This is a genomic window from Williamsia sp. Y712, assembly GCF_059445525.1.
Genome location: NZ_JCAIUN010000003.1, coordinates 106915 through 131098, shown reverse-complemented (window position 1 = coordinate 131098; position 24184 = coordinate 106915). Strand labels below are relative to the sequence as shown.

Below are 24184 nucleotides of genomic sequence, written 5' to 3'. Positions count from 1 at the left end.
ATCTCCTGGTACCGGAAGGGTTCAGCTGTTTTCGGGGAACCCGAGGTTGATGCCGCCGTGACTCGGATCAAGCCATCGGCTGGTGATGGCCTTGGTACGCGTGAAGAAGTGCACGCCTTCCATTCCGTGTGCGTGGCTGTCCCCGAACAGCGAGGCCTTCCAGCCACCAAAGCTGTAGTACGCCATCGGGACCGGGATGGGCACGTTGATACCGACCATGCCCACCTCGACCTCATTCTGGAAACGTCTGGCCGCACCGCCGTCGTTGGTGAAGATCGCGGTCCCGTTGCCGTAGGGGTTGGCGTTGATCAATTCCAGTGCCTCGTCATAGGTTTCAACGCGCACAACCGACAGAACCGGCCCGAAGATCTCATCGGTGTACACACTCATCTCGGGCGTGACGTGATCGAGCAGGGTCGGCCCGAGCCAAAATCCGTCAGACGGCCGATCAGGATTCTCGGTGATCGCGCGTCCGTCCACCACGACAGTGGCGCCCTCCGCTTCACCGGCGTCGACATAACCACGGACCTTGTCACGGTGCGCCGCGGTCACCAACGGCCCCATGTCCGAATCCTTCGTGCCATCACCGGTTTTCAACGGCCGGGTGCGCTCGACGATCTTTCCGACGAGTTCGTCGGCGATGTCGCCAACAGCGACCAGCACCGATATCGCCATACAGCGTTCACCGGCTGATCCGAATCCGGCATTGACCATGGCGTCGGCTGCCAGATCCAGGTCGGCATCGGGCAACACGATGGCGTGATTCTTGGCGCCGCCGAGAGCCTGCACCCGCTTACCCGCGGCAGTCCCGGTGGCGTAGACGTACTGCGCGATCGGCGTGGAGCCGACGAATGAGACCGACTTGATCGACCGGTTGGTCAGCAGCTCATCCACCGCCACCTTGTCACCCTGCAAGACGTTGAACACACCTTCGGGCAGCCCCGCCTGCGCCCACAATTGCGCCATCCACAAGGCCGCCGATGGATCCTTCTCACTCGGCTTGAGCACCACTGTGTTGCCTGCGGCGATCGCGATGGGGAAGAACCACATCGGGACCATCGCCGGAAAGTTGAACGGCGAGATGATCGCGACCGGCCCCAACGGCTGGCTCACCGAGTACACGTCGACGTTCGTCGACGCGTTCTCCGTGTACCCACCCTTGAGCAGGTGCGGTATGCCACAGGCGAATTCGACGACCTCCTGTCCCCGGCCGACCTCACCGAGCGCATCGGAGACGACCTTGCCGTGCTCGGCCGTGATGATCTGCGCCAACTCGCCTTTGCGCTCGTTGAGCAATTCCCGGAACTTGAACATGATCGAGGTGCGCTTGGACAACGAGGTATCGCGCCAGGCCGGGAACGCGGCAGCGGCCGCTGCGATCACCGTTCTCGCGTCCTCGACCGACGCCAGCCGCACCCGGCCACTCACCACACCGGTCGCCGGATTCGTCACGGGCGCAAGCACATCGGATGAGCCGGCAAACGGCTTCCCCTCCGACCAGTGGGCGATCTCGAACATTGCACTCTCCTTGAACGTTGGCGGTTGCCTCAAGGCTGCCTTTGCGTCAACGCACAGTCAACGGCCAATGCTGCATTTGCATCTGCAGAAATGCACACACCAGAATGAGGGCATGCCGAGTGCCGACCACCTGAGATACCTGCTGGAACTGTCCCGAACGGGGCGACTCATCGAAGCCGGTCGCCGCCTGGGGGTCGACCACACCACCGTGAGCCGGCGGATCGCGGCCCTCGAACGCGAGACCGGTGAACGTCTTTTCGACCGGCACACCTCCGGATGGCAGCTCACGGCCGCCGGCCAACGCATGCTCCCTCACGCCCTCGCCGTGGAGGCGGCGGTGGCTGCCGCTTATGCCACCACCACCCCAACCGACGAGCTCACCGGATCTGTCCGGATCGTCGCACCGGACGGATTCGGCGTGTACGTGCTGGCACCGGCCCTGTTGCACCTCCGTGCGCGGCATCCCCAGCTGACCGTCGAAGTGGTGACCGCAACCAGCCACGACCTGCTCACCGTTCGCGATTTCGACGTGGCGATCACATTGGAGCGCCCGAATCGCCGTTCCAGCCTGATCACCAGATTGGGCACCTACACCCTCGGCCTGTACGCAGCGCACGACTACCTCGAGTCACACGGTCCGGTCACCGAACTCAGCACACTGAACGAGCACACCATCATCTGGTACGTCGACGCGCTACTCGATGTCGAGCCGTTGCAGATCCTCGACCATCTCGGTCCCGGGATCACCGCCCGGGTGCAGATGAACAACATAGCCGGACATCACCAGGGGGCCCGGACAGGTCTCGGTATCGCACCGCTGCCGACCTATGTCGGCGAGGCCGATCCTGCGCTGACTCGGATACTGCCGCAACACTTCTCGGTCGAACGCGTCTACTGGCAGGTGGTTGCCCGAGATACCTCGCGTTCACAACGGGTCCGAGCGGTCACCGACCTCCTCAGCGAAACCGTCAGCGGGCATCGGCACCTGTCTGTGTGAACTGCGCGACGTCAACAACTCTTCGAGGTTGGCCCCCGACCACACGCACATCCGGTATACGGTGGCCAACAGATCCGACCTCGAAAAATATCGAGGCGCTGTCGGCCCGCTGGGCGCGAGAACATAGCCGTGGATCAGGCGATGTGCGTAGATCGCGACGCGACCCCACGCGAACGGGAGTATCAAGGAACCATGCACCTCAAACTCAGCGACGAAGACGTTGCCTTCCGCGAGGAACTGCGCACCTTCTTCACGACCGAAATTCCCAAAGAGCTCCGCGAGCGTGCCGCTGCAGGCACCTCGATATTTCCCGACGACATGATCGCCGTGCAGCGCAAACTCAATGAACACGGCCTGGCTGTACCGAAGTGGCCGGTCGAGTGGGGTGGCAAAGATTGGACGCCGGTACAAAAGCACATCTGGCAGAACGAGATGAACCTCGCCTCCGTCCTGGAACCGTTGGCTTTCAACGCCGACATGGTCGGGCCGGTGATCGCCAACTTCGGCTCACAGGAACTCAAGGAGCGGTTTCTGCCTGCGACGGCCAACCTCGACATCTGGTGGTGCCAGGGCTTCTCCGAACCCGAAGCCGGTTCCGATCTGGCATCCCTCAAGACCAGGGCGGTGCGCGACGGTGACCACTATGTGGTCAACGGTCAGAAGACCTGGACCACCCTGGCGCAGTACGCCGACTGGATCTTCGCACTCGTCCGGACCAATCCCGATGCCCCAAAACGTCAGGCGGGCATCAGTTTTCTGCTCATCGACTTGAAGACCCCGGGCATCACCGTCCGCCCGATCCAGCTGATCGACGGCGGGTATGAGGTCAACGAGGTCTTCTTCGAAGACGTGGTGGTCCCGGTCGAAAATCTCGTCGGTGAAGAGAACGCCGGATGGAGCTATGCCAAGTTCCTGCTCGGCAACGAACGTGCCGGCGTCACCCGGGTCGGCATCACCAAGAACCGGCTGGCCCGCGCCAAGGAACTCGCCTCGACGATCCCCTCCGGCAACGGAACCCTGCTCGCAGATCCCCTGTTCGCAGCGCGCCTCGCCGAACTCGAAAATGAGCTGCTGGCATTGGAACTCACGCAGATGCGAGTGGTCGCCTCGTCGGCGAACGGAAAGCCCGACCCGGTCTCGTCAGTCCTCAAACTTCGTGGCAGTGAGTTGCAGCAGGCCTCCACCGAGCTTCTCGCCGACATCGCAGGCGTCGATTCGCTCGCCGTCGATGCCGCCGACATCGGCTCTCCCCATTGGGCGCAGGAGACGGTCCCGACGTACCTCAACTTCCGGAAGGTGTCGATCTACAGCGGCTCGTCCGAGGTTCAGCGCACCATCATCGCGTCCTCCATCCTCGGGCTGTGAAGTCGCCCCCGCACCTGTAAAGGACCACAGAACACCATGGATTTCGAATACAGCGAAGAGCAGACGATGCTGCGTGACACCACGCGCGATGTGCTGTCCAAGTTCTACGATCTCGAAAAGCTCCGCGCGGTCACCGATACCGACCTCGGCTGGAGTCGCGACCTCTGGAAGTCATTGGCCGAGATCGGGATTCTCGGTCTGCAGTTCAGCGAGGACGACGGCGGCATGGGCGCGGGCCCCGAGGAGATCAGCGCCGTCCTCGGCGAGTTCGGACGCGCACTGGCCCCCGAACCGCTCCTCGATGCGGTGATCATCCCCGGCGGGATCATCGCCGACACCGGCAGCGCCGAGCAGAAGTCGAAGTACCTGCCTGCGCTGGCGGCCGGTGAAGTGCTGGCCGCCTTCGCCCATACCGAGCCCGGCGACCGCTGGCCGAACGCGGCGGTCGCGACAACGGCGACCCCCTCCGGCGACGGCTACACGCTGACCGGCGTCAAGAATCCGGTGCTGCACGGCGACTGCGCCGACGTCCTCGTCGTCACCGCCCGCCTCGACGACGCCGTCCGCCTGTTCCTGGTCGATTCTGCTGACGGTGGTGTCACGCGCACGCCGTTCCGGACGCATGACTCCCGGCGGGGCGCCCAGATCGACCTGCAGGACGCCCCGGCGGCCCTGCTCGATTCCGGCGACACCGCTGCCGCACTGATCCGCAGTGAGGTGCTCGCGCAGGTCGGGTTGTGCGCCGAGGCTGTGGGCGCGATGGATGAAACCCTGCGCCTGACGGCCGAGTACCTCAAGCAGCGCAAGCAGTTCGGAGTGCCGCTGGCCAAGTTCCAGACACTGACGCAGCGGGCCGCGGATCTGTACGTCCTTGTCGAGCTGGCCCGCAGCATGAGCCTCTATGCGACGGTGTCGCTCGCAGACGGCGACATCGATCCGGTCATCGCCTCGCGCGCCAAACTGCAGATCTGCCGGTCGGCCCGCAAGGTCGGCCAGGAAGCCATTCAGATGCACGGCGGCATCGGAATCACCGCGGAATATCCGGTCGGTCACTACGCCAGTCGCCTACTTGCCATCGAACACACTCTCGGCGGTAGCGCGGAACATCTGCGGACCCTCTCCGATCGCATCGCAGACTATGACAAGATCCTGATCGGATAGTGACAACGTACATTGACGAAGTCGGACCGGCGGTTCATCGACGAAGCCGTACCGACGAGTTCGTTCATGACGTAGAACCGCGACAGGAGAAACATGGCTGCCCCATTGCTCGAAGCGTCCACCGAGATCAAAGCCACCCCGGAGCAGGTCTGGAAGGTGGTGTCCGACCTGCAACGGATGGGCGAATGGAGCCCGCAGTGCCGCAAGACCATCGTGCGCGGCGGCGGACCGGTCACCCTCGGAACCAAAACGATCAACATCAACAAGCGCGGGCTGCTGGTGTGGCCGACCAGGTCGAAGGTGGTGCGATACGAGCCGAACAAGGAGATCGCCTACCGGATCGCCGAGAACAACAGCGTGTGGAGTTTCACCATCACGCCCACCGCCGACGGTGTGAAGCTCACGGAACGCCGCGAGGCACCCAAAGGGACCAGCAAGGTCTCCCAGGTCCTCATCAATGCCGCGATGGGCGGCGAGAAGCCGTTTGACGCCGAGTTGGTCGACGGGATGAATCAGACGCTGACGAAGATCAAACTCGCCATCGCCTGATCAGGGTCGATCAGAGTTTTTCCAGTAGTGCGGGCAGGTCCGCGACCGAGTCGATGACGTGGTCGGGGACCTGCCCGAACTCGTCTGCTTCCAAGACCTGGAGTTGTTCGGGCCGGAACTTTCCGGTGCGGACCAGGACCCCGACCATGGCAGCCTTTTGCGCACCGAGAACATCGCTGTATATGTCGTCGCCGACCATGACCACCTCGGCCGGGTCAGCGACTCCGAGCATCTCGATCGCAGACCGAAATCCAAGTGGAGACGGCTTCCCGATCGCGGGGATCTTCTTGCCGGTCGCCTTCTGCAGGCCTTCCAAATAAATACCCGTGTCGATCTTCGGCCCCGACGCGGTCGACCAGGACAGCGACCGGTGCATCGAGATGGCGGGCACCCCGTCGATCATCCAGCCCAGTGCTTTCGAGAGCACCTCGTGGGTGAACGAGGGCCCGGCACCGCCGAACACCACCACGTCCGGGTTGTCCTCGACGAGATCGATCCCGTCCATGTCGTCGGAGACCTCTCCTTCGTTGAGGACCACCACCCGCTTGCCCGGGTGCTTGGCACGCAGGTATTCGGCCGTGAGCACCGCCGCGGTCAGCACCTCGTTGTCATCCACTTCGAATCCGACTCGGGTCAGCGTTTGCGCGATCTGACTTCTCGACTTGGATGTCGTGTTGGTCAAGAACATCCGGGGCATCCCCGATGCGGAGATCGCCTCCAACGCTTCGACGGCACCGGGCAGAGGTTCCCACGAGGTGACGATCACCCCGTCGATGTCGAGTAGCAACCCTTCAGCCATGACTCAAAAGCTAGTCCTGCCCCTGCGCGGCCGCACGACGGGATGGCCGCCTTGCTGACAGGTGCCCTTCCGTTCCGGCATGCTTGGCGTCATGGCCGATCAACGCGCACCCCAGTTTTCCGCACTGTCCAAACGAGTCGCCGGCCTCATGACACGCGCACATTCCGACCTGGCCGATGTGGTGGCACTGCCGTCGGTGCATCTCGATCCGGCCAAACGCGACGACTGCCGGGCCAGCGCAGCCTGGGTCCGCGGAGCGTTTTCCGACGCCGGCGTCGACTCGCTGGTGATGGACACCATCGACGGGAGCCAGACGATCCTGGGGTTCGTGCCCGGCCCGGCTGGTGCGCCGACGGTCCTGCTCTACTCGCATCACGATGTGCAGCCGTCCGGCCCGGCGGAACTGTGGGACAGCGCCCCGTTTTCGCTGACCGAACGCGACGGTCGTTGGTATGGACGTGGTTCATCGGACTGCAAGGGCAATCTGGTTGCCATCCTCACCGCATTGCGGGCGCTCGATCCGCTTCCGCCGGTCGGGATCCGGATCGTCATCGAGGGCTCCGAAGAAGCAGGCGGCGAAGGACTCGACCACCTGGCGCGTACGCGACCCGAACTCTTTCAGGCCGACATGATCCTCATCTGCGACACCGGCAACGTCGCGCCCGGCATCCCGACACTCACCACCAGCCTGCGTGGCATGGCTGCGGTGAAAGTGTCCGTGGAAACCCTTGCCTCCGAGGTTCATTCCGGCCAGTTCGGCGGCGGCGCACCCGACGCACTGGCCGCGCTGATAGCGGGTCTGGCAACACTGCGCGACGCCGACGGCAACACCACCATCGACGGCCTCACCAATGATCAGTCGTGGCCCGGCGCCTCCTACGACGCCAAGCAGTTCCGAGCGGACTCGACCACCCTCGACGGTGTCGACCTCATCGGGTCGGGCTCCCCCGCCGAAATGGTGTGGGCGCGACCTGCCGTGACCGTGATCGGTATCGACGCACCACCGACGGCAGGCGCCCCGGCCGCGATCAACCCGCGGGCAGCCGCGCAATTGAACCTGCGGGTACCACCCGGCATGGATCCCGACGAGGCCGCGACCGCGTTGGAAAAGCATCTACGTGAACACATTCCGTGGCATGCCCGGGTGGACGTCGAGACCCAGGCGACCGGCGCGCCGTTCTCGGCCGTCACCACCGGACCCGGCTACACCGCGCTGACGGCGGCGATGGCCAAGGCCTACGGCAAACCCGTCGTCCATTCGGGTCAGGGTGGATCGATACCGCTGTGCACGGTACTGGCGGAAATCTGCCCACAAGCCGAGATCGCGCTGCTCGGTGTCGAGGAGCCCGCGTGCCGGATCCATGCACCGAACGAGAGCGTCGATCCCGACGAGATCTCCAAAACAGCACTGTCCCTTGCCCTTTTCCTCTCGAAGTACGGAGCCCAGAACTGATGCGCAGCGTTTCCGAACATCAGGATGCGGTGACCGCACTGTTCCGGTCACCACGCGTTGTCACCGTGCCCGCCGCGGACGCGCTGGGCCGGGCACTCGCCGAAGACATCGATGCCCCGATCACGTTGCCCGGCTTCGACAATTCGGCCATGGACGGCTATGCCGTCCGCGCCGAGGACATCGCTGCCGCCACAGAGGACGCCCCGGTGGCCCTGCCGGTCGCCGCCGACATCCCGGCCGGGCGTACCGACGAGCTCACTCTTGCGCCCGGAACCGCGCACCGGATCATGACCGGGGCACCGATGCCGGCCGGGGCCGACGCGGTGATCCAGGTCGAGCGCACCGACGGCGGCACCGAAACGGTTCAGATCTTCGCTGCCGTCGCCGTCGGGACAGCGGTCCGCCGGGCCGGCTCCGACATCGGCATCGGCGCCCGTGCGTTGCCCGTCGGCCGAGTCCTGCGGGCCCCGCAGCTCGGCCTCGCCGCCGCACTGGGTCTGGCCGAACTGCCGGTCTACGCGCCACTGCGGGTACTGGTGCTCTCCACCGGCAGCGAACTGGTCCCGGCAGGCATCCCGTTGGAGTTCGGGCAGATCTATGAGTCGAACGGCGCGATGCTGACCGCTGCGGCCATCGAGGCAGGCGCGCATGCCGAACAGGTCCACTTCGTGCCCGATGACGTCACCGAGTTCCGAGCCAGTCTCGACAGTTACATCGACGGGGAAGAAGGCCCGGATGTCGATCTGATCATCACTTCCGGCGGAGTCAGCGCCGGCGCGTACGAGGTCGTCAAGGACGCCCTCACCGGTGAAGGGGTCGATTTCGTGAAGGTTGCGATGCAACCCGGGATGCCGCAGGGCTGCGGCACCTACACCAGCGCAGGCGGCCACCCGGTTCCGATCATCACGCTGCCGGGTAATCCCGTGAGCGCGCAGGTGTCGTTCGAGGTGTTCGTCCGCCCGCCACTGCGATCAGCGATGGGACTACCGGCCCAGCGCCGAACCATCGCGGCGACGGTCACCGAGGCCTTCACCTCACCCAAGGGGAAACGGCAATTCCGGCGTGGGGAACTCACGATCACCGATGGTGTCGCACAGGTCCGGCCCATCGGACCACCGGCGTCACATCACCTCGCGTACATGGCTTCGGCCAACGTCCTGCTGGACATCTCTGCCGACACCGACAAGGTCGATGCCGGCAGCACAGTCGAGGTACTGATACTCGAAGAGTTATGACACACCATCACCGGCATCGCCCCGGACCTGCGAAAACAGTCGCCTCGTCGGCACCGGCCGCAGCTCCGGCCGTTCGCCTGGAACAATAACGCCATGGCCAGACGCCCCACTCCGACAGACGCCGAGCCGACTACCGGTCTGGCTCACATCGCAGACCTCATCCGCGAGACCGTGCCGCCTCTGCACCGCGCCGGGATCCCGTTTGTTGCGGTCCCGGCTGCCATCGCGGTGGCCGGGCGCAAGCATGGGTGGATCCGCACCCCGGCAACCGTTGCCGCGCTCGCCACCGCGGCGTTCTTCCGCCACCCGTCCCGGGTACCACCCAACGCGCCCGGTGTTGTTGTCGCTCCGGCCGACGGACAGGTCGCCCTGGTCGATCACGCGGCCCCGCCCGTCGAACTGGGACTCGGCGACACCCCGCGCCCGCGGGTCTCGATCTTTCTCTCGGTCTTCGACGTCCACGTGCAGCGGATTCCTGTTGCAGGCAAGGTCGAGGCGATCGAATACCGCTCCGGTTCGTTCCTCAGTGCCGACCTCCCGGCGGCCAGCGAGGCCAACGAACGCAACTCGATGCTGATCCGTACCGACGACGGCGCCGAACTCGCCGTGGTCCAGATCGCCGGACTCCTGGCCCGCCGAATCGTCTGCGACGCCAAACCCGGAGATCAGGTCACACTCGGCGACACGTACGGCCTCATCAGGTTCGGATCCAGGGTCGACCTCTACCTCCCCGAGGGCACCCGCCCGCTGGTTGCCGTCGGGCAACGTGCGGTGGGCGCGGAAACCGTTTTGGCGCAATTGAAATGATTGCCTACGGACGGGGCGAAACCCAGCGCACAGCCTCCCGCCGCGTCAACCCGACAACCGGCCGTCGGCGGCCGAGTCGAGCCGGAACGCTGAACACCGGCAAGTTGCTGGTGCCATCGGCGTTCACCGTGCTCGCGATCTGCGCCGGCTTGTCGGCAACGAAGTTCGCACTCGACGGCCGGGTCGACCTGTGCGTGGCGATGATCGCCGCGGCGGCGCTGCTCGACGGCATCGACGGACGGATCGCGCGACTGCTCGGCGCCACAACCAAGATCGGCGCCGAGCTCGATTCGCTCGCCGATGCCATCAACTTCGGTGTGGCACCCGCACTCACGCTGTACGTGCTCATGCTGCAGGGCAATGACGCCGGCTGGCTGCTGTCGCTGATCTACTGCTGTGCAATCGTTTTGAGACTGGCCCGGTTCAACACCCTGATCGACGACGATGACCGGCCGCAGTACACCAAGGACTATTTCGTCGGCGTACCCGCACCGGCGGCTGCCCTGATCGCGATCCTGCCGATCGCGCTCGACCAGCAGTTCGGCTCCGGCTGGTGGACATCGGACGTATTCGTCGGCGGCTGGATGACATTCACCGCACTACTGGCGGTGAGCCGACTACCCACGGCGTCGTTGAAATCGTTTGCCGTACCCCCCAATGCACTGGTGCTGGTGCTGATCGGGGTGGCATTGGTCGCCGCGGCCCTACTGACCTACCCGTACGCGCTGATGTTCGCCGCCATCGGCCTCTACCTGGTCCACATCCCTTTCGCCTGGCGCACCAAACGCTGGGTCGCCAGCCGCCCGGAGACCTGGGATTACCATCCGCGGGAACGGCGTGCCGAGCGCCGCGCGATCCGCCAGGTGCGTCGCGGACGTCCAACCCAATCCGTGGCCCGTCTCGGATTGCGGCGTCCCGGCTCCTGATACCGGTAGTTTTGCTTCTGTGACATCCGAATCCGCGGCCGCTGATCCCACACAATCCGGATCACCGCAGCTGACACTGACCGCACGACTCAACCTGTCGGCCGCCGAAGCCCGGCGGGGCATCGTCCGGGTGCACCCTGAAGTGCTCACCGGCCTGGCATTGCGCGAATGGGATGGCGTTGCGGTCATCGGATCCCGGACCACCACCGCGGTCATCGCCTCGACCTCGGCGTCCGAACCGACAGGTATCGCCCTGCTCGACGAACTGACACTGTCGAATGCCGGGATCAAACCCGATGCACCCGTGGTGCTCGCACCGGCCGTGGTCCATGGCGCCACCCGCATCGTGGTCAGGGGTTCGTCCCTGACCTCTGAATCAGTCGACGAACGAACACTGCGTCGGGCGCTGCTCGGCAAAGTGGTGTCGGTGGGTGACGTGGTCTCGCTGCTCCCCCGCGACCTCGGCCCCGAGTTCGCCACCTCCGAGGCCACCCGCTCCCTGGCACGTTCGGTCGGCATCACGTGGACCAACGAACTGCTGACCGTCGTCGCCGCCGAACCGGCGGGCCCGGTGAGTGTGCAACCCGACACCGCTGTGCTGTGGGCCGACCGCACGAACACACCCCCGATACCGACGCCGACCCCGAGCGCGCCGATGCGGATTCAAACTCCGAGTACACCGGCGCCACCGGTACGCCGGGTCGATGAACTGGTCGGCGTGGAAGCCCAGGTCGGCAAGCTCACCGAGTGGATCGGGCTGGCACTGGACAACCCCGAATTGCTCACCGCACTCGGCGCGCAGGCACGGCTCGGCGCGATCGTCACCGGCCCACCCGGCGCGGGCAAGGCCACCGTGGTCCGGGCGGTGTGTGCCGACCGCAACCTGATCTATCTGGACGGTCCGGTGACCGGCGCCCTGGAGTCGTCCTCGCGGCTGACCGCGGTCAGAGATGCGGCCAACCAACTGGTTTCATCAACCGACGAGCGCGGATCGGTCCTGTTGATCAGCGACGTCGAAGCACTGCTGCCCGCCGAGTCAGATCCGGTGTCGGCCTTGATCCTCGACGCCCTGCGGACCGCCATCACCGCGCCCCGAGTCGCCTTGATCTGCACCAGTTCCAGGCCGGAGAACCTCGACACCCGGCTGCGCGATCCCGAACTCTGCGATCGAGAGCTGTCGATCGGACTGCCGGACAACAAGATCCGCCGAGGGCTGCTCACCGCCTTGCTGACCGACGTTCCCACCGAGACCATCGATCTCAGCGATATCGCCTCCCGAACACCGGGCTTCGTTGCCGCCGACCTCGCCGCCCTGACCCGCGAAGGTGCGCTGCGCGCCGCCGCTCGTAGCGCGCGAGATGGCAAGCCCCCCAAACTGACCGAGGTCGACCTCAGCGGTGCATTGGAAGTGATCCGGCCGGTGTCACGGTCGGCCTCACCGGAGGTTGCCGTCGGCGGCATCACCCTCGAAGACGTCGGCGACATGGTCGAGACCAAGCAGGCCCTGACCGAAGCCGTCCTGTGGCCACTGCATCATCCCGACACCTTCACCCGTCTGGGCGTCGACCCACCGCGCGGTGTGCTGCTCTACGGCCCGCCCGGCTGCGGCAAGACGTTTGTGGTGCGCGCACTCGCCGCATCCGGGCAGCTCAGTGTCCACAGCGTCAAAGGTGCTGAACTCATGGACAAGTGGGTCGGCAGTTCGGAAAAGGCGGTCCGCGACCTGTTCGACCGGGCCCGGGAATCCGCACCATCGCTCATCTTCCTCGACGAGATCGACGCGCTCGCGCCACGGCGAGGGCAGTCCTCCGATTCCGGCGTCGGCGATCGGGTGGTCGCGGCCCTGCTCACCGAACTCGACGGCGTCGAACCGCTACGTGATGTGGTGGTCCTCGGCGCGACCAACCGGCCCGACCTGATCGACCCCGCACTGTTGCGGCCCGGCCGTCTCGAACGACTGGTGTTCGTACCGCCACCAGACGCCGAGGCCCGCGGCGACATCCTGCGGACCTCGAGCCGGTCGGTCCCGCTCGCCGAAGGCATCGATCTCGACGAGCTCGCCGCCGATCTGGACGGATACTCCGCCGCCGACTGTTCGGCGCTCCTGCGTGAGGCGGCACTGGCCGCCATGCGCCGCAACATCGACGCCGCCACCGTGACGGCCGAAGATGTGGCCGCGGCCCGGGCCAAGGTCCGGCCCTCACTCGACCCCGATCAGGTGGAGAACCTGCGGCAATACGCCGACAAACGCGGCGCCTGAACGCCGCAGAATACGTCAACCAGGCGTGCCTGGGTTCGATTTCGCGTGCTTCGCCAAAACGTTGACATGCTGACCCGTTTGGTGGAAATGTGCTGAGCGAGTGTTCAGCATTTACGTAACCGTCGGCTCTGAGCGAGAACCGGCGATGAGTCGATCTCGAAAGGGTTGGTGCACGATGGCGGGACGCATGGAGGGCAAGGTTGCCTTCATCACGGGAGCAGCGCGCGGGCAAGGACGAAGCCACGCAGTACGTTTGGCGCAGGAGGGTGCCGACATCATCGCCGTCGACATCTGCGGCCCGATCTCCGAAGAGGAGGCCGTGATCGCGGTGTCCACACCGGAAGACCTTGCCGAAACCGTCAAGCTCGTCGAGGATCTCGACCGCCGGATCGTTGCGGTACAGGCGGATGTCCGCGACTACGACGCCCTGAAAGCTGCCGTCGACAGTGGCGTCGAGCAACTCGGGAGACTTGACGTCATCGTTGCCAACGCAGGCATCGGTAACGGCGGTGACACCCTGGACAAGACGAGTGAGCGCGACTGGCAGGAGATGATCGACGTCAACCTGTCGGGCGTCTGGAAGTCGGTGAAAGCCGGTGTTCCACACCTGATTTCAGGCGGCAATGGCGGATCTATCATCTTGACCAGCTCGGTTGGCGGACTCAAGGCCTACCCGAACACCGGCCATTACATCGCCGCCAAGCACGGTGTTGTCGGGCTGATGCGCAGCTTCGCCGTCGAACTCGGAGAGCATTCGATTCGCGTCAATTCTGTGCACCCGACCAATGTGAACACACCGATGTTCATGAACGAGGGCACGATGAAGCTGTTCCGTCCCGACCTGGAAAATCCGGGGCCCGACGACATGGAGCTCGTCGCGAAGTTCATGCATGTGCTCCCGATCGGTTGGGTCGAACCCGAGGACATCAGCAATGCGGTGCTCTTCCTCGCCTCCGACGAAGCCCGCTTCGTCACCGGTGTGACACTGTCCGTCGACGCCGGCAGCTGCCTCAAGTAGGCCCGCACCGCTGACCGCGGGTATCCACGAGGGGCAGGCAACGAGCCCCTCGTGGATACAGCGCGTCCCGCACGGCCCGCCGCCACGCACGTGCCACCACCACAGCACCGGCCCGGCCGCGCTGGTCACCGAAACCGGATGCCGCCCAAATCGACTCGGCAGCAACATCTCCGGGACAGATGTCCCCCACATGTCGCCCCACCACCGCCAGCTCGGCAGCAATGGCCCGCACCACCGATTCAGCCAGGCCGTACAGCGCGATCGCGCAGTGATCGACGCGGCCGTAGGCATCGAGCCAGACGACCACGGCCGCACCCACCGCCGCGGAGTCATCACCGCACCGCCGGAACCCTTCGATGGCGTAGCCGCCCCGGTCGTAGCGGCGCGGAACCACGATCCCAGTCAGGACCTCGTCGCCGGCCAACACCGTTTTCCATGGCCCGGTGAAGAAGTCCGTCGCCTCGACGGTCCGGCTGCCACGGGGTGAGAGCGTCTCGAACTCGGCATCGAGCGCCAATGCCACTGCGGCGTACTCATCGGCGGCATCGGCGTGAGCGATCGATCCACCGATCGTCTCGCGGTCGCCGGGAGGCCCGTTCACCGGAGTCGCCGGCCAGAGCAAGGGGACGTGTTCTCGAATCAGCCCCGAGTGCCTGATCGCGGCATGCGTTGTACCCGCGCCGATCCAGACCGAATCCGGACCGAGTTCGAAGCCCTGCAATTCGACTGCCGGCAGTTTCATCGGCACCACACTCATTCGACGTCGCTCATGCTCTTACCGACGTCGGCCAAGGTGAGCGGAGTGCCGTAGGTATTGGTGTATTTGTACGGGGGAACGTCACATCGATACGGACCGTTGTCAGGCTGAAAGTCCGCAGGCTCCCATCCCGCACCGGTCAATCGTTCGACGTTGAAGCAGGCCGACGGAGGCGTCGGCTGCGCCAGATTCACCGGCGCGTGCAGACCCCCACCGGTCCAGGCGGTTTCCTTTTTCGCGGTGTCATGAAGGCAGGTACGCGTGAGGTCGTCCCCGCACTTGGCGGCCGAAGTGGCGAAGAGCAGCCAGGACGACATCGCGCGCATCGCCGGATGTGTCAGCTCCGCACCGGGGGCATATTTCGCCCAGAGTTCCTTGAGCTGCTTCATCGCCGGCGCGTCACTGCCGAGTGGCAGATTTCCGCCGAGGTCCACGTAGTTGTTCTGATAATCCGCCGAGTTGCCCACCAGGTCGGCGAACTGTTGCCCGTAGGCGTTGTTGTTCGCATCAATCCAATCGAGCTTGTACTCCATAGACGTCAGCACGCTCTCCAGTTTGGCCAACTGCGAAAACTCACCATAGAAGATCAGGCCTTTGACACCCTTGCTCTTCAAGGCCTGTGCGTATGGTGTCCAATCCGAAACGCCCATTGCCGGATACAGATCGTTGTAAACAAACACCCCGCCGGCCGCTTCGGTGGACTCGACGGCTTGCTCCCCCATGAGCTTGGTGACCGGCGAATCTCCGTTGATGATTCCGACCGCATCGGCCGAATCGGGATGGGCATCGTTGATCAACCACTGGCGGAACCCGAAGAACGGGTCGTAGCCGGGCACCTGAGTCGGATCCGCACTGATCTCGAGATCAGAACCCACCGACGACAATTGAGCGACCTGCGCCGGGAAGCTCGGCAACAGACAAGAGACCCGTTCCTTCACTCCGAGGCCGTCGAGTGCACTACCACCGCCGACAAGAGCAAAATCCTCGCGACACGCCTCCAACATCTGCTTCCGTACATCCATCAGCTTCGAGTCGCGGGTGGTGGCCGTGATCTTGCGGCCGCCGATGCCGCCCAACTCGTTGCACCACGACGTGAAAACCTTCGCCGCATTGACGAATTCGGCATTCTTGTTGAACCCCACGTCAGAGAAGACACCGACCTGGATCGCATCGGCCGTTACACCCTGAGTCGGTGCCGAGGACATCGAGCCCTGCTGACAGACGTCCGACAGATCACCGAAGTCGGCCGACAGGCCCGCCGCGGACGAGTCCGCTGTATCGGCACCCTCATTCCCAGCAGTCCCCCCGCCCCGGTCGCCACAGGCGGACACCAGCAGAACACTCGCCACCACGGCGACAAACATGCGACGTGCAGTCATTGTTTTTCCTCTCGGAGAACATCCGGGGTCGTCAGGCTTGGGAGGAGGCAGCGACGGCCCGCCGGCTGCACGCGGCTGCCGAAAACACCGGCGCGAGGGTTCCGTCGACTACCCGGCAAAGCTAACTCCTCCCCCTCGTTGGATACAAGCGTTTCGCCGATTTACCCCTGATCGACCGATCATATTTCTTCGTCCGTCAGGAATATTCGACGTGGAGATCGCTGCCGCGGAGACTCGATTACACACTGCTGCAGCGATTCCCCGGATATTCACTCTTCACGATGGTCCAGGCGTCGCCGTTGACAGAACACCATCGTGATGGGAGAGTCTTGATCAAGTGATCAGTTTCGTGTCGGTGACCAATCAACCCCGACACGTAATCAATTTCGAAAGGATCGGTGGGACAATGGCGGGACGTATGGAGGGCAAAGTCGCCTTCGTCACCGGAGCAGCGCGGGGGCAGGGACGAAGCCATGCGGTGCGCCTGGCACAAGAAGGCGCCGACATCATCGCGGTCGACATCTGCGGACCCATCTCCGACGAGGTCGAGCCACTCATCGCGGCGTCGACACCGGAGGACCTCGCCGAAACCGTCAAGCTGGTCGAAGATCTGGACCGCCGGATCATCGCCACACAGGCCGACGTACGCGACTTCGACGCAATCGTCTCCGCGGTGGACTGCGGCGTCGAAGAGCTCGGCCGACTCGATGTCATCGTTGCCAACGCGGGCATCGGCAACGGCGGCGAGACCCTCGACAAAACCAGCGAGCGGGACTGGCAGGAGATGATCGACGTCAACCTGTCGGGCGTCTGGAAGACAGTCAAAGCCGCTGTGCCCCATCTGCTGTCGGCCGGAAACGGCGGATCAATCGTGTTGACCAGCTCGGTCGGCGGCATGAAGGCCTACCCGAACACCGGGCACTACATCGCCGCCAAACACGGCGTCATCGGGCTCATGCGAAGCTTCGCCGTCGAACTCGGAGCGCACTCGATCCGGGTCAACTCGGTTCTGCCGACCAATGTGAACTCCCCGATGTTCATGAATGAGGGCACGATGAAGATGTTCCGGCCCGACCTGGAGAACCCGGGCCCCGACGACCTCGAGGTGGTCGCGAAGATGATGCACGTCCTGCCGATCGGCTGGGTCGAACCCGAGGACATCAGCAACGCGGTGCTCTTCCTGGCCTCCGACGAATCCCGCTATGTCACCGGCATCTCACTGGCCGTCGACGGGGGAAGCCTGCTGAAGTAGCACCTCGACGGCTCCTCAGGGCTGCGTGGCATGTTCCCGTCCCATGTCACACAGCCCTGATCAGTCGACTGATCCAGACCAGGTCCGGCGACTCACCCGTCGCGCTCCGGCGACACGGAGGAGTACTCGTCGATGAACCGCTCGATGAACGCCACGAGTTCGGCATGGCCGGCAGTCACACCGACGGCTTCCTCGTTGCGGAGATTGCGAGCCATACCGGTCAGGATCATCGACATCACCACCGGCGGATACTTTTCCAAGTCGACGCCACGAGCCCGAAGAACCATGGTCACCGCCGCGGTTTCGATGTCGCGAATGCGCTCGGACGACTTCTTCAATTCAGCACTGATCACCTTCCGGTGATTGGCCAATGCCATGAATTCGGTGTTCAGCTTGGTGGCCCGGGCATCGCCACTGACCAGCCACAACGCCCGCAGTGGATCGTTCTGTTCCAGCGCGCGACGTTGACGCTCGTACGTGACCTCGGCGCCTCCACGGACCACGGCGAGAAACAGGTCGTCCATCGTCGGGAAGTAGTAATACACCAGCGCCTGCTTGACACCGGCCCTGGCGGCGACCTTCCTGGATGTCGCTGCGGCGTAACCCTCTTCGAGAATGACCTCGATCGTCGCTTCCATCAAACGGGTGCGGGCATTGACCGCATCCGGATCACGCTTCGTGCGTGGCGTTGCCATTCAGCGTCCCCCGCCGACAAAGACGCGCACGGACTTCAAGCATCGCGAGCCCGAACACGATCTTGACTTCAAATTCACTCCCGCACTATGCATGACTCACTGTAACATTCTGATCGATCGATCAGTTTTGGCTTCGGCAGTCACACAGCCCACCACCGAAAGGCCTCCGATGGTTGACATCACCAAGGCAGACTTCTTCAGCGAACCCGCACTGGCGGACGACCCGTATCCGTATTTCGACGAGCTGCGGTCGCGGTGCCCGGTACATCCCATCGCCATGCCCCGGGTCATGGCCGTCACCGGCTATGAGGAAGCCATCGAGGTCTACCGGGACCCCGAGGTGTTCTCTGCCTGCAATTCCGTTGCCGGTCCGTTCCCACCGCTCGAAGGCCAGCCCGACGGCGACGACATCAGCGACTATGTCGAACAGAACCGCGAGCACTGGTTCTTCCACGAATACCTGATCACGATGGATGGCGCGCCACATGAGCGCGAACGGGGACTGCTCCGTCGCATCATGACCCCGCGTCGTCTACGGGAGAACGCCGAAGCGATGTCCGCCATCGCCGACCAGTGCCTCATCGAGGATGTTGCGACTGGTGCCAGCGAGGTGATCGCCGACTATTCCCGGCCCTTCACCACTTTGGTGATCGCAGACCTGCTCGGTATGCCGGACGAAGATCGCGAGAATCTCCGCATGAGCAACTTCAAGGCCAAAGTTGTTGGTGCGCTGGGTGGATCAGAAACCGTCGAGACCAACCTGCTCGAGTATTGCGAAGAGCGATTCATGGAATACGTCATCGATCGCCGCCAGAACCCACAAGAGGACGTACTCACCCAACTCGCAACCGCCACCTATCCCGACGGCACCGTTCCGGAGCCCGACGTGGTCGTACGATTGGCATCTTTCCTCTTCGGTGCCGGCCAAGACACCACCGCACGCCTGATCGGATCCGCGCTTCGCATCATCGCCGAAGACCAAGAGCTGCAGGCGAAGTTGCGTGAAGACAAGAAGGTCATAGCACCGTTCATCGAAGAGGTCCTGCGACTGGAAAGCCCCACCAAGAGCGACTTCCGGTTCACGAAGATGGCCGTCAACCTCGGGGGCGTCGACGTGCCGCCCGGTACGACACTCATGGTCCATCCCGGTGCCTGCAACCGCGACGACCGCAAGTTCGAGAATCCGGATGTGTTCGACCTCGCTCGCGAAAACAACAGGGAACACATCGCATTCGGCCGCGGGGCACACACCTGTCCCGGAGCGCCCCTGGCGCGCGCGGAAGCCACCGCCACGGTCGAACGCTACCTTGCGAACACCGGAAACATCGCCATCAACGAGGACAAGCACGGGCCGGCAGGCAACCGTCAGTACAGCTACGAAAAGACATTCCTGCTGCGTGGTCTGTCAGAACTCCATCTGCTCTTCACCCAACCCGGGGAGTGATGAACATGACCACATCGCGTCCGAGACTCACCGTCGACAAGGAACGTTGCGAAGGCCACGCGCTCTGTGTCCAGACCGCTCCTGACATATTCGACATCGGCGACGACGACATGGCCATCTGGGTTGAGTTTCCTCCAGAAGGATCCGAGAAGTCGATCCGCGCTGCGATTGCCGCCTGTCCCCGCCAGGCGATCAGCATCGAGGAACGCTGATCAAGGCAGGAACAACCAGAAACCGGCGACGAGCTGGCTCGTCGCCGGTTTCTGGTTGAACGACAGTTCACATACCGATTCGAATGTTCTTGACCTGCAAGAACTCGTGGAGCCCCTCCAGTCCGCCTGCGCGACCGGTGCCACTTTGTTTGTAGCCGCCATACGGCCCCTGAGGCGAGATGTCGCTGTTCCTGTTGATCCACACCGAGCCCGACTCGAGCTGGCGCGCAACACGATGCGCGCGTGCCAGGTCGGTCGTCTGAACATAAGCATTGAGACCGAAAGTGGTGTCATTCGCCAGGGCGACGGCTTCTGCCTCATCGGTGAAACGCATAACCGACACCACCGGTCCGAAGGTTTCGACAGTCGCCAATGGCGATGTGTTGTCGACATCGACGAACACTGTCGGCTCGATGTAGAACCCGGAGCCGAGGTCACCACCGATCCGATGACCTCCGGTGATCAGTTCGCCCATCTCTTCTTCAACAGCACGGTCGATCACACCGAGGATCCGGTCGGCCGCGGCCTGGCTGACCACGGGCCCGACCATGGTGGCCGCGTCGAAAGGGTCCCCGATCGGTGCAGCCGAGATCACATTCAGAAATCGCTCGAGGAAGTCATCGTAGACGCTGTCCTGCACCAGGATCCGACTCGCGCATGCACAACTCTGCCCTGATTGGCCCAAAGGGCCCTGCCAAGCTGCAAGGATCGCCGCCTGGTCGAGGTCGGCATCCCCGAAGACGATGTCCGCGGATTTGCCACCCAACTCCGTGGCCACCGGAGTGAGATTGGGTGCGGCGGCGGCGATGATCTTGCGGGCCGTGTCGCCGCCACCGGTGAAGTGGATTTTCCCGATCCCGGGGTGACGGACAAGCGCGTCGCCACCCTCGGGTCCCGACGGCAGCACGTTGACAAGCCCTGGCGGCATTCCGACGTCGAGACACAACTCGCCGAACCGCAGGGGGCTGAACGGCGACAACTCCGATGGTTTGAGAATCACCGCATTCCCAGCGGCCAAGGCTGGAGCGACGTTCAGTCCGACGACCACCATCGGGCCGTTCCATGGCGCGATGATGCCGACCACGCCATAGGGCTCACGCTCGATGAGATTGATGTCGAACCTGCTCGATACCGGGGTGCTCGACCCATGAGCCTTGTCGACGTACCCGGCGTAGTACCGAATGAAGCTCTCGGCAAGCATCACGTGGCCGGGGCTGGTTCGCACCGGCACGGCAAAATCGTGAACATTCAGGCGCGCCAGTCGATCAACGTCCTGCTTGACGGCGTCGGCAAGGTCGAACATGAGGTCACGCCTTTGCGCCGGGGGCATGGAGATCCACTCACGCTGGGCCTCTCGCCCCGCTGACACTGCACGATCGATCTCGTCATATCCGGCGAGTTCGACAGTCGCATTACACAACCCATTCGCCGGATAGATGTGATCGTACGTCCCGCCCGACGACCCGGTGACCCGATCACCTCCGATCAACAATGCCGAAGGTAACGCTTCAGAGACCGGTATTGCGCTCATGCTTCCATCCAATCCATTCTGCGGTCAGAGTTGCCGATACGCATGTTCAGCGGATCATGAAGCCCGCGTCCAGGGCCCATTCGGTTCCGGTGATGAACTTGGCTTCGTCGGAGACCAGGAAAGCCACCGCGTTGGCAACATCTTCGGGCTCGAGCATCTGAATCGGGAGTGCGTTCTGCATTCCGGAGATGGAGTTGGAGCCACCGGCCGATGCTTCCTCGAACAGCTTCGCCATGGCCTCGTTCATCGTCATACCACTGGCCACACCTGTCGGATGAATGGTGTTGACCCGAATCCATTCGGGTGCAAGATAACTGGCCAGCCCCTGCATGAGCCCGACAAGTCCGCGCTTGGCCGATGCGTAGGCCATGCCGCTGGCATTGAGTGATGCCGACGCCTTCAATCCGGCAGTGGAGCTGGTGATGACGATCGAACCGCCACGTCCACCTTCGCGTAGCGCCGGCAGTGAGGCACGGACGGTATGGAACACCCCGGACAGGTTCGTGTCGATGACGTCTTTCCAATCGGCGAGGAAGTCCTCCGATTCCGGACCCATCCTGATGATCCCGGCGTTGGCGATCACGATGTCCAACCGCCCGAACTCGGCCAGCCCCTCACCAAATGCTTCCGAAAGCTCCTCATAATTCCGCACATCCGCCTTGCGGGCGACGATCCGACGATCCTGCTGCTCCACAAGCCGCACGGTTTCGGCCAAATCCGCCTCGCTTGCATTGGGATACGTCATCGAATCGACGTTCTCGCAGATGTCCACAGCGATGATGTCGACACCTTCGCGCGCCAACCGCACGGCGTGAGCGCGGCCCTGCCCACGGCCTGCACCGGTGATGAACGCAACGCGACCTTCAAGTCCTGACATTTTCACGCTTCCTTTTCCTGTGACCGGGCGATCCTTGCCCAGGCTTGTTCCGCAACTGCATGGAGAGCTTCACCTTTGGCGAAACCCGAGTACGCCGACAGTTGGAGCACGACCTCGTCCATCTCGGCCTTGGTGATGTCGCCCGATTCGAGGGCCGATCCGGTATGCGACGTCAGTGGCAACGCCGAATCACACACGGCCACAGAGGCAACGGTGATGAATCGTCGATCGCGCCGACTGAGTCCGGGGCGCTGCCAGACGTGTCCGAATACAAAGTTCAGGATGCCGGCGTGCATGTACGGCGTGTCGGGACCGGGAGCCTCGATCAGATTGACGTCACGGAACTCCTGCACGCCACGCTCGATCCGCTCGTCCCAGTCGGACAATCCCAATTGCGTGTTCTCTTGCGGGGCCACCACACCCGAGCGGCCCCGGCCCTGCTCCAATATCGCCCACTGCCGTCGCACAACGCCCTCGAGGTGTGACGCCTTGGGCCAGCCGTTGTAGACCGCGAAATGCAGGACGAACTCCAGCATCTCGTCGATGGTGATGTCACCGCTGCTCAGCGCGGCGATGACCTGATCCTCGATCGGCTGCTGCGCGTCGGCGGCGCCGACACAGGTCAATGTGACCCAGCGGCGGTTGCGGCGGCTCAGTCCGGGCCGCGCCCACACCTCGCCGAAGACAAACCGCTGCTGCGCATCAACAAACGGGGTCGAGCCGATCGGGGGGTCCGACATCATCACGTCGCGATAGCCGGAAGGCGCCAAGTTTTCCATTTTGGGTACTCACTTTCAGGTCAAGTGCCTGAACTTTAAGTCCCTAGCCCTAATTTTGTCCATCATGGTTTCATGGTGAAATGTCGATGCCCCCGGTCGGTCGGTCCGCCAAACAGCAACTGGTGCTCGCCGCCGAGCGCCTTTTTGCGGTCCACGGAATCGACGGGGTACCGCTGCGCCAGATCGGGACCGAAGCGGGCATGGCGAACAAATCGGCAGTGCAATATCACTTCGGATCAAAAGAAGGCCTGGTCGAGGCCATCCTGGTCAACCGCCTCGACGATCTGGACCGCAGGCGGGCACTGCTCCAGGCCCGAACACCCGCTGACGACTTGCGCGGGGTGATCGAGGCACACCATCTACCGTTGATCGAACTCGCCGAAGACGAAGACTGTTACTACTTGCAGTTCCTCGAACAACTCGGACACAAGGTCCACCCCTTGGACCGGCTTCCCTCGTCCAATCGGACAGTCGAGGACGCGTACACCGCACGGGTCGACTCACTGATCAGTGACATACCGAAACGTTTGCGGGAAATCCGGATTCGCCAGGCATCGGCTACAAGCCTGCACGTATGCGCGGATCGGCATCGCACCCGCATGCTGGGGCTACCCATTCCGCCGTACGCGGTACATGTGAGTCAGCTACTGGACAGCTTGATGGCGTACCTCGTGACCCCGCCGTCAGCGGAGACTCTCGCGGCCCTGGCCGCCTGGCCACAATCAAAGAGCAGACGGGCTACGACTGCGACACCTGATAGGTGATGGCCGTCGGACCGCTGACGGATGCCTCGGTCGTGCCGATCACCACGGTGTAGCGCTTGCCGTCCGCCTCGGCCACAAAACCCTTCACGGACTCGGGGCCCTCCTGGCGCTGGAATTGCTCGGTGAACCCACCGTCGAGAAGTTGCGTCGATGCGTTGTCGAACGGGTCACCCGCGTCGGCCCGGCCGGCCACGGTCAGGTTCCAGCCGTCCTTGGCCGTGCCTCCGACAGCCAGCACCGCACCCTCGATCACCGGCACCTGGGAAGGGAAGTCACCGGGCAGCGCCAGCGATCCTGCCGACGTCGAATCGGCCTCTTTGTCGTCGCTGCCGCACGCTCCGACAAGCAACATCAAACCCGCCAGGATCAGCATCACAACCACGCGCACCCGAATCATGGAGACAGA

General features: G+C 63.8%; 23 protein-coding genes. 14 read left to right on the top strand and 9 right to left on the bottom strand.

Annotation, left to right across the window (positions count from 1 at the left end; genetic code table 11):
* Positions 1-21 precede the first annotated feature (21 nt).
* Positions 22-1518: a CoA-acylating methylmalonate-semialdehyde dehydrogenase gene (locus tag AC1D75_RS19860; protein WP_495517053.1), complete on the bottom strand. Its 1497-nt coding sequence runs from the start codon at positions 1516-1518 to the stop codon at positions 22-24.
* 112 nt (positions 1519-1630) lie between these two features.
* Between AC1D75_RS19860 and AC1D75_RS19855 the strand changes: the two genes are divergently transcribed.
* The 4 genes from AC1D75_RS19855 (at position 1631) to AC1D75_RS19840 (ending at position 5590) form a co-directional block, all read left to right on the top strand.
* A complete protein-coding gene (locus AC1D75_RS19855) occupies positions 1631-2515 on the top strand; it encodes a LysR family transcriptional regulator (RefSeq protein WP_495517052.1) in 885 nt (294 codons plus the stop codon).
* 192 nt (positions 2516-2707) lie between these two features.
* Positions 2708-3880 carry an acyl-CoA dehydrogenase family protein gene (locus AC1D75_RS19850; protein ID WP_495517051.1) on the top strand — a complete coding sequence of 391 codons (1173 nt, stop codon included), beginning with the start codon at positions 2708-2710 and terminating at the stop codon, positions 3878-3880.
* Between the two features lie 36 nt (positions 3881-3916).
* Positions 3917-5041, top strand: coding sequence for an acyl-CoA dehydrogenase family protein (locus tag AC1D75_RS19845; RefSeq protein ID WP_495517050.1), 1125 nt, complete (start codon positions 3917-3919; stop codon positions 5039-5041).
* Between the two features lie 93 nt (positions 5042-5134).
* Complete coding sequence (locus AC1D75_RS19840; protein ID WP_495517049.1) at positions 5135-5590, top strand: SRPBCC family protein; 456 nt, start codon at positions 5135-5137, stop codon at positions 5588-5590.
* A gap of 10 nt (positions 5591-5600) precedes the next feature.
* On the opposite strand, the gene AC1D75_RS19835 is transcribed toward AC1D75_RS19840, so the two are convergent.
* Positions 5601-6389 carry an HAD-IIA family hydrolase gene (locus AC1D75_RS19835; RefSeq protein ID WP_495517048.1) on the bottom strand — a complete coding sequence of 263 codons (789 nt, stop codon included), beginning with the start codon at positions 6387-6389 and terminating at the stop codon, positions 5601-5603.
* A 91-nt stretch (positions 6390-6480) separates the two neighbouring features.
* Between AC1D75_RS19835 and AC1D75_RS19830 the strand changes: the two genes are divergently transcribed.
* From AC1D75_RS19830 to AC1D75_RS19805, 6 genes are all read left to right on the top strand, one after another.
* The gene (locus AC1D75_RS19830) at positions 6481-7842 is read left to right on the top strand and encodes a dipeptidase (RefSeq protein ID WP_495517047.1); all 1362 of its coding nucleotides are present in this window, start codon (positions 6481-6483) and stop codon (positions 7840-7842) included.
* The gene (gene moeA, locus AC1D75_RS19825) at positions 7842-9077 is read left to right on the top strand and encodes a molybdopterin molybdotransferase MoeA (RefSeq protein ID WP_495517046.1); all 1236 of its coding nucleotides are present in this window, start codon (positions 7842-7844) and stop codon (positions 9075-9077) included. Before AC1D75_RS19830 ends, moeA begins: the two co-directional genes overlap by 1 nt.
* 93 nt (positions 9078-9170) lie before the next feature.
* A complete protein-coding gene (locus tag AC1D75_RS19820) occupies positions 9171-9884 on the top strand; it encodes a phosphatidylserine decarboxylase (RefSeq protein ID WP_495517045.1) in 714 nt (237 codons plus the stop codon).
* Positions 9881-10810, top strand: coding sequence for a CDP-alcohol phosphatidyltransferase family protein (locus AC1D75_RS19815; protein ID WP_495517044.1), 930 nt, complete (start codon positions 9881-9883; stop codon positions 10808-10810). The genes AC1D75_RS19820 and AC1D75_RS19815 overlap by 4 nt, the downstream gene beginning before the upstream one ends.
* A 19-nt stretch (positions 10811-10829) precedes the next feature.
* Positions 10830-13070 carry an AAA family ATPase gene (locus tag AC1D75_RS19810; protein WP_495517043.1) on the top strand — a complete coding sequence of 747 codons (2241 nt, stop codon included), beginning with the start codon at positions 10830-10832 and terminating at the stop codon, positions 13068-13070.
* A gap of 175 nt (positions 13071-13245) precedes the next feature.
* Positions 13246-14088, top strand: a complete 843-nt coding sequence (locus tag AC1D75_RS19805) for a mycofactocin-coupled SDR family oxidoreductase (protein ID WP_495517042.1) — start codon at positions 13246-13248, stop codon at positions 14086-14088.
* Here the strand turns inward: AC1D75_RS19805 and AC1D75_RS19800 are convergent.
* Positions 14081-14830: an FAD binding domain-containing protein gene (locus AC1D75_RS19800; RefSeq protein WP_495517041.1), complete on the bottom strand. Its 750-nt coding sequence runs from the start codon at positions 14828-14830 to the stop codon at positions 14081-14083. The two genes, AC1D75_RS19805 and AC1D75_RS19800, sit on opposite strands and share 8 nt — an antisense overlap.
* An 11-nt stretch (positions 14831-14841) precedes the next feature.
* Entirely contained in the window at positions 14842-16224 is a 1383-nt protein-coding gene (locus AC1D75_RS19795) for an ABC transporter substrate-binding protein (protein ID WP_495517040.1), read from the bottom strand.
* A 406-nt stretch (positions 16225-16630) separates the two neighbouring features.
* Between AC1D75_RS19795 and AC1D75_RS19790 the strand changes: the two genes are divergently transcribed.
* Positions 16631-17476 (top strand): mycofactocin-coupled SDR family oxidoreductase, encoded by an 846-nt coding sequence (locus AC1D75_RS19790; protein WP_495517039.1) that lies wholly within the window; start codon positions 16631-16633, stop codon positions 17474-17476.
* A gap of 92 nt (positions 17477-17568) precedes the next feature.
* On the opposite strand, the gene AC1D75_RS19785 is transcribed toward AC1D75_RS19790, so the two are convergent.
* Entirely contained in the window at positions 17569-18171 is a 603-nt protein-coding gene (locus tag AC1D75_RS19785) for a TetR/AcrR family transcriptional regulator (protein ID WP_495517038.1), read from the bottom strand.
* 169 nt (positions 18172-18340) lie between these two features.
* Here AC1D75_RS19785 and AC1D75_RS19780 point away from each other — a divergent pair, with 169 nt between their 5' ends.
* On the top strand, positions 18341-19615 hold the full coding sequence (locus AC1D75_RS19780; protein WP_495517037.1) for a cytochrome P450: 1275 nt from the start codon (positions 18341-18343) through the stop codon (positions 19613-19615).
* On the top strand, positions 19615-19827 hold the full coding sequence (locus tag AC1D75_RS19775) for a ferredoxin (protein ID WP_495517036.1): 213 nt from the start codon (positions 19615-19617) through the stop codon (positions 19825-19827). Before AC1D75_RS19780 ends, AC1D75_RS19775 begins: the two co-directional genes overlap by 1 nt.
* Positions 19828-19894: 67 nt before the next feature.
* Here the strand turns inward: AC1D75_RS19775 and AC1D75_RS19770 are convergent, their stop codons facing one another.
* Genes AC1D75_RS19770 through AC1D75_RS19760 form a run of 3 tightly spaced genes read right to left on the bottom strand, consistent with a single transcriptional unit; the run spans position 19895 to position 23014 of the window.
* A complete protein-coding gene (locus tag AC1D75_RS19770) occupies positions 19895-21358 on the bottom strand; it encodes an aldehyde dehydrogenase family protein (RefSeq protein ID WP_495517035.1) in 1464 nt (487 codons plus the stop codon).
* Between the two features lie 46 nt (positions 21359-21404).
* On the bottom strand, positions 21405-22235 hold the full coding sequence (locus tag AC1D75_RS19765) for a mycofactocin-coupled SDR family oxidoreductase (RefSeq protein ID WP_495517034.1): 831 nt from the start codon (positions 22233-22235) through the stop codon (positions 21405-21407).
* A gap of 2 nt (positions 22236-22237) precedes the next feature.
* Positions 22238-23014 carry a carboxymuconolactone decarboxylase family protein gene (locus tag AC1D75_RS19760; protein WP_495517033.1) on the bottom strand — a complete coding sequence of 259 codons (777 nt, stop codon included), beginning with the start codon at positions 23012-23014 and terminating at the stop codon, positions 22238-22240.
* Positions 23015-23094: 80 nt separating this feature from the next.
* Between AC1D75_RS19760 and AC1D75_RS19755 the strand changes: the two genes are divergently transcribed.
* The gene (locus AC1D75_RS19755) at positions 23095-23778 is read left to right on the top strand and encodes a TetR/AcrR family transcriptional regulator (protein WP_495517032.1); all 684 of its coding nucleotides are present in this window, start codon (positions 23095-23097) and stop codon (positions 23776-23778) included.
* Here the strand turns inward: AC1D75_RS19755 and AC1D75_RS19750 are convergent.
* Entirely contained in the window at positions 23753-24175 is a 423-nt protein-coding gene (locus AC1D75_RS19750) for a hypothetical protein (RefSeq protein ID WP_495517031.1), read from the bottom strand. The two genes, AC1D75_RS19755 and AC1D75_RS19750, sit on opposite strands and share 26 nt — an antisense overlap.
* Between the last annotated feature and the right edge of the window lie 9 nt (positions 24176-24184).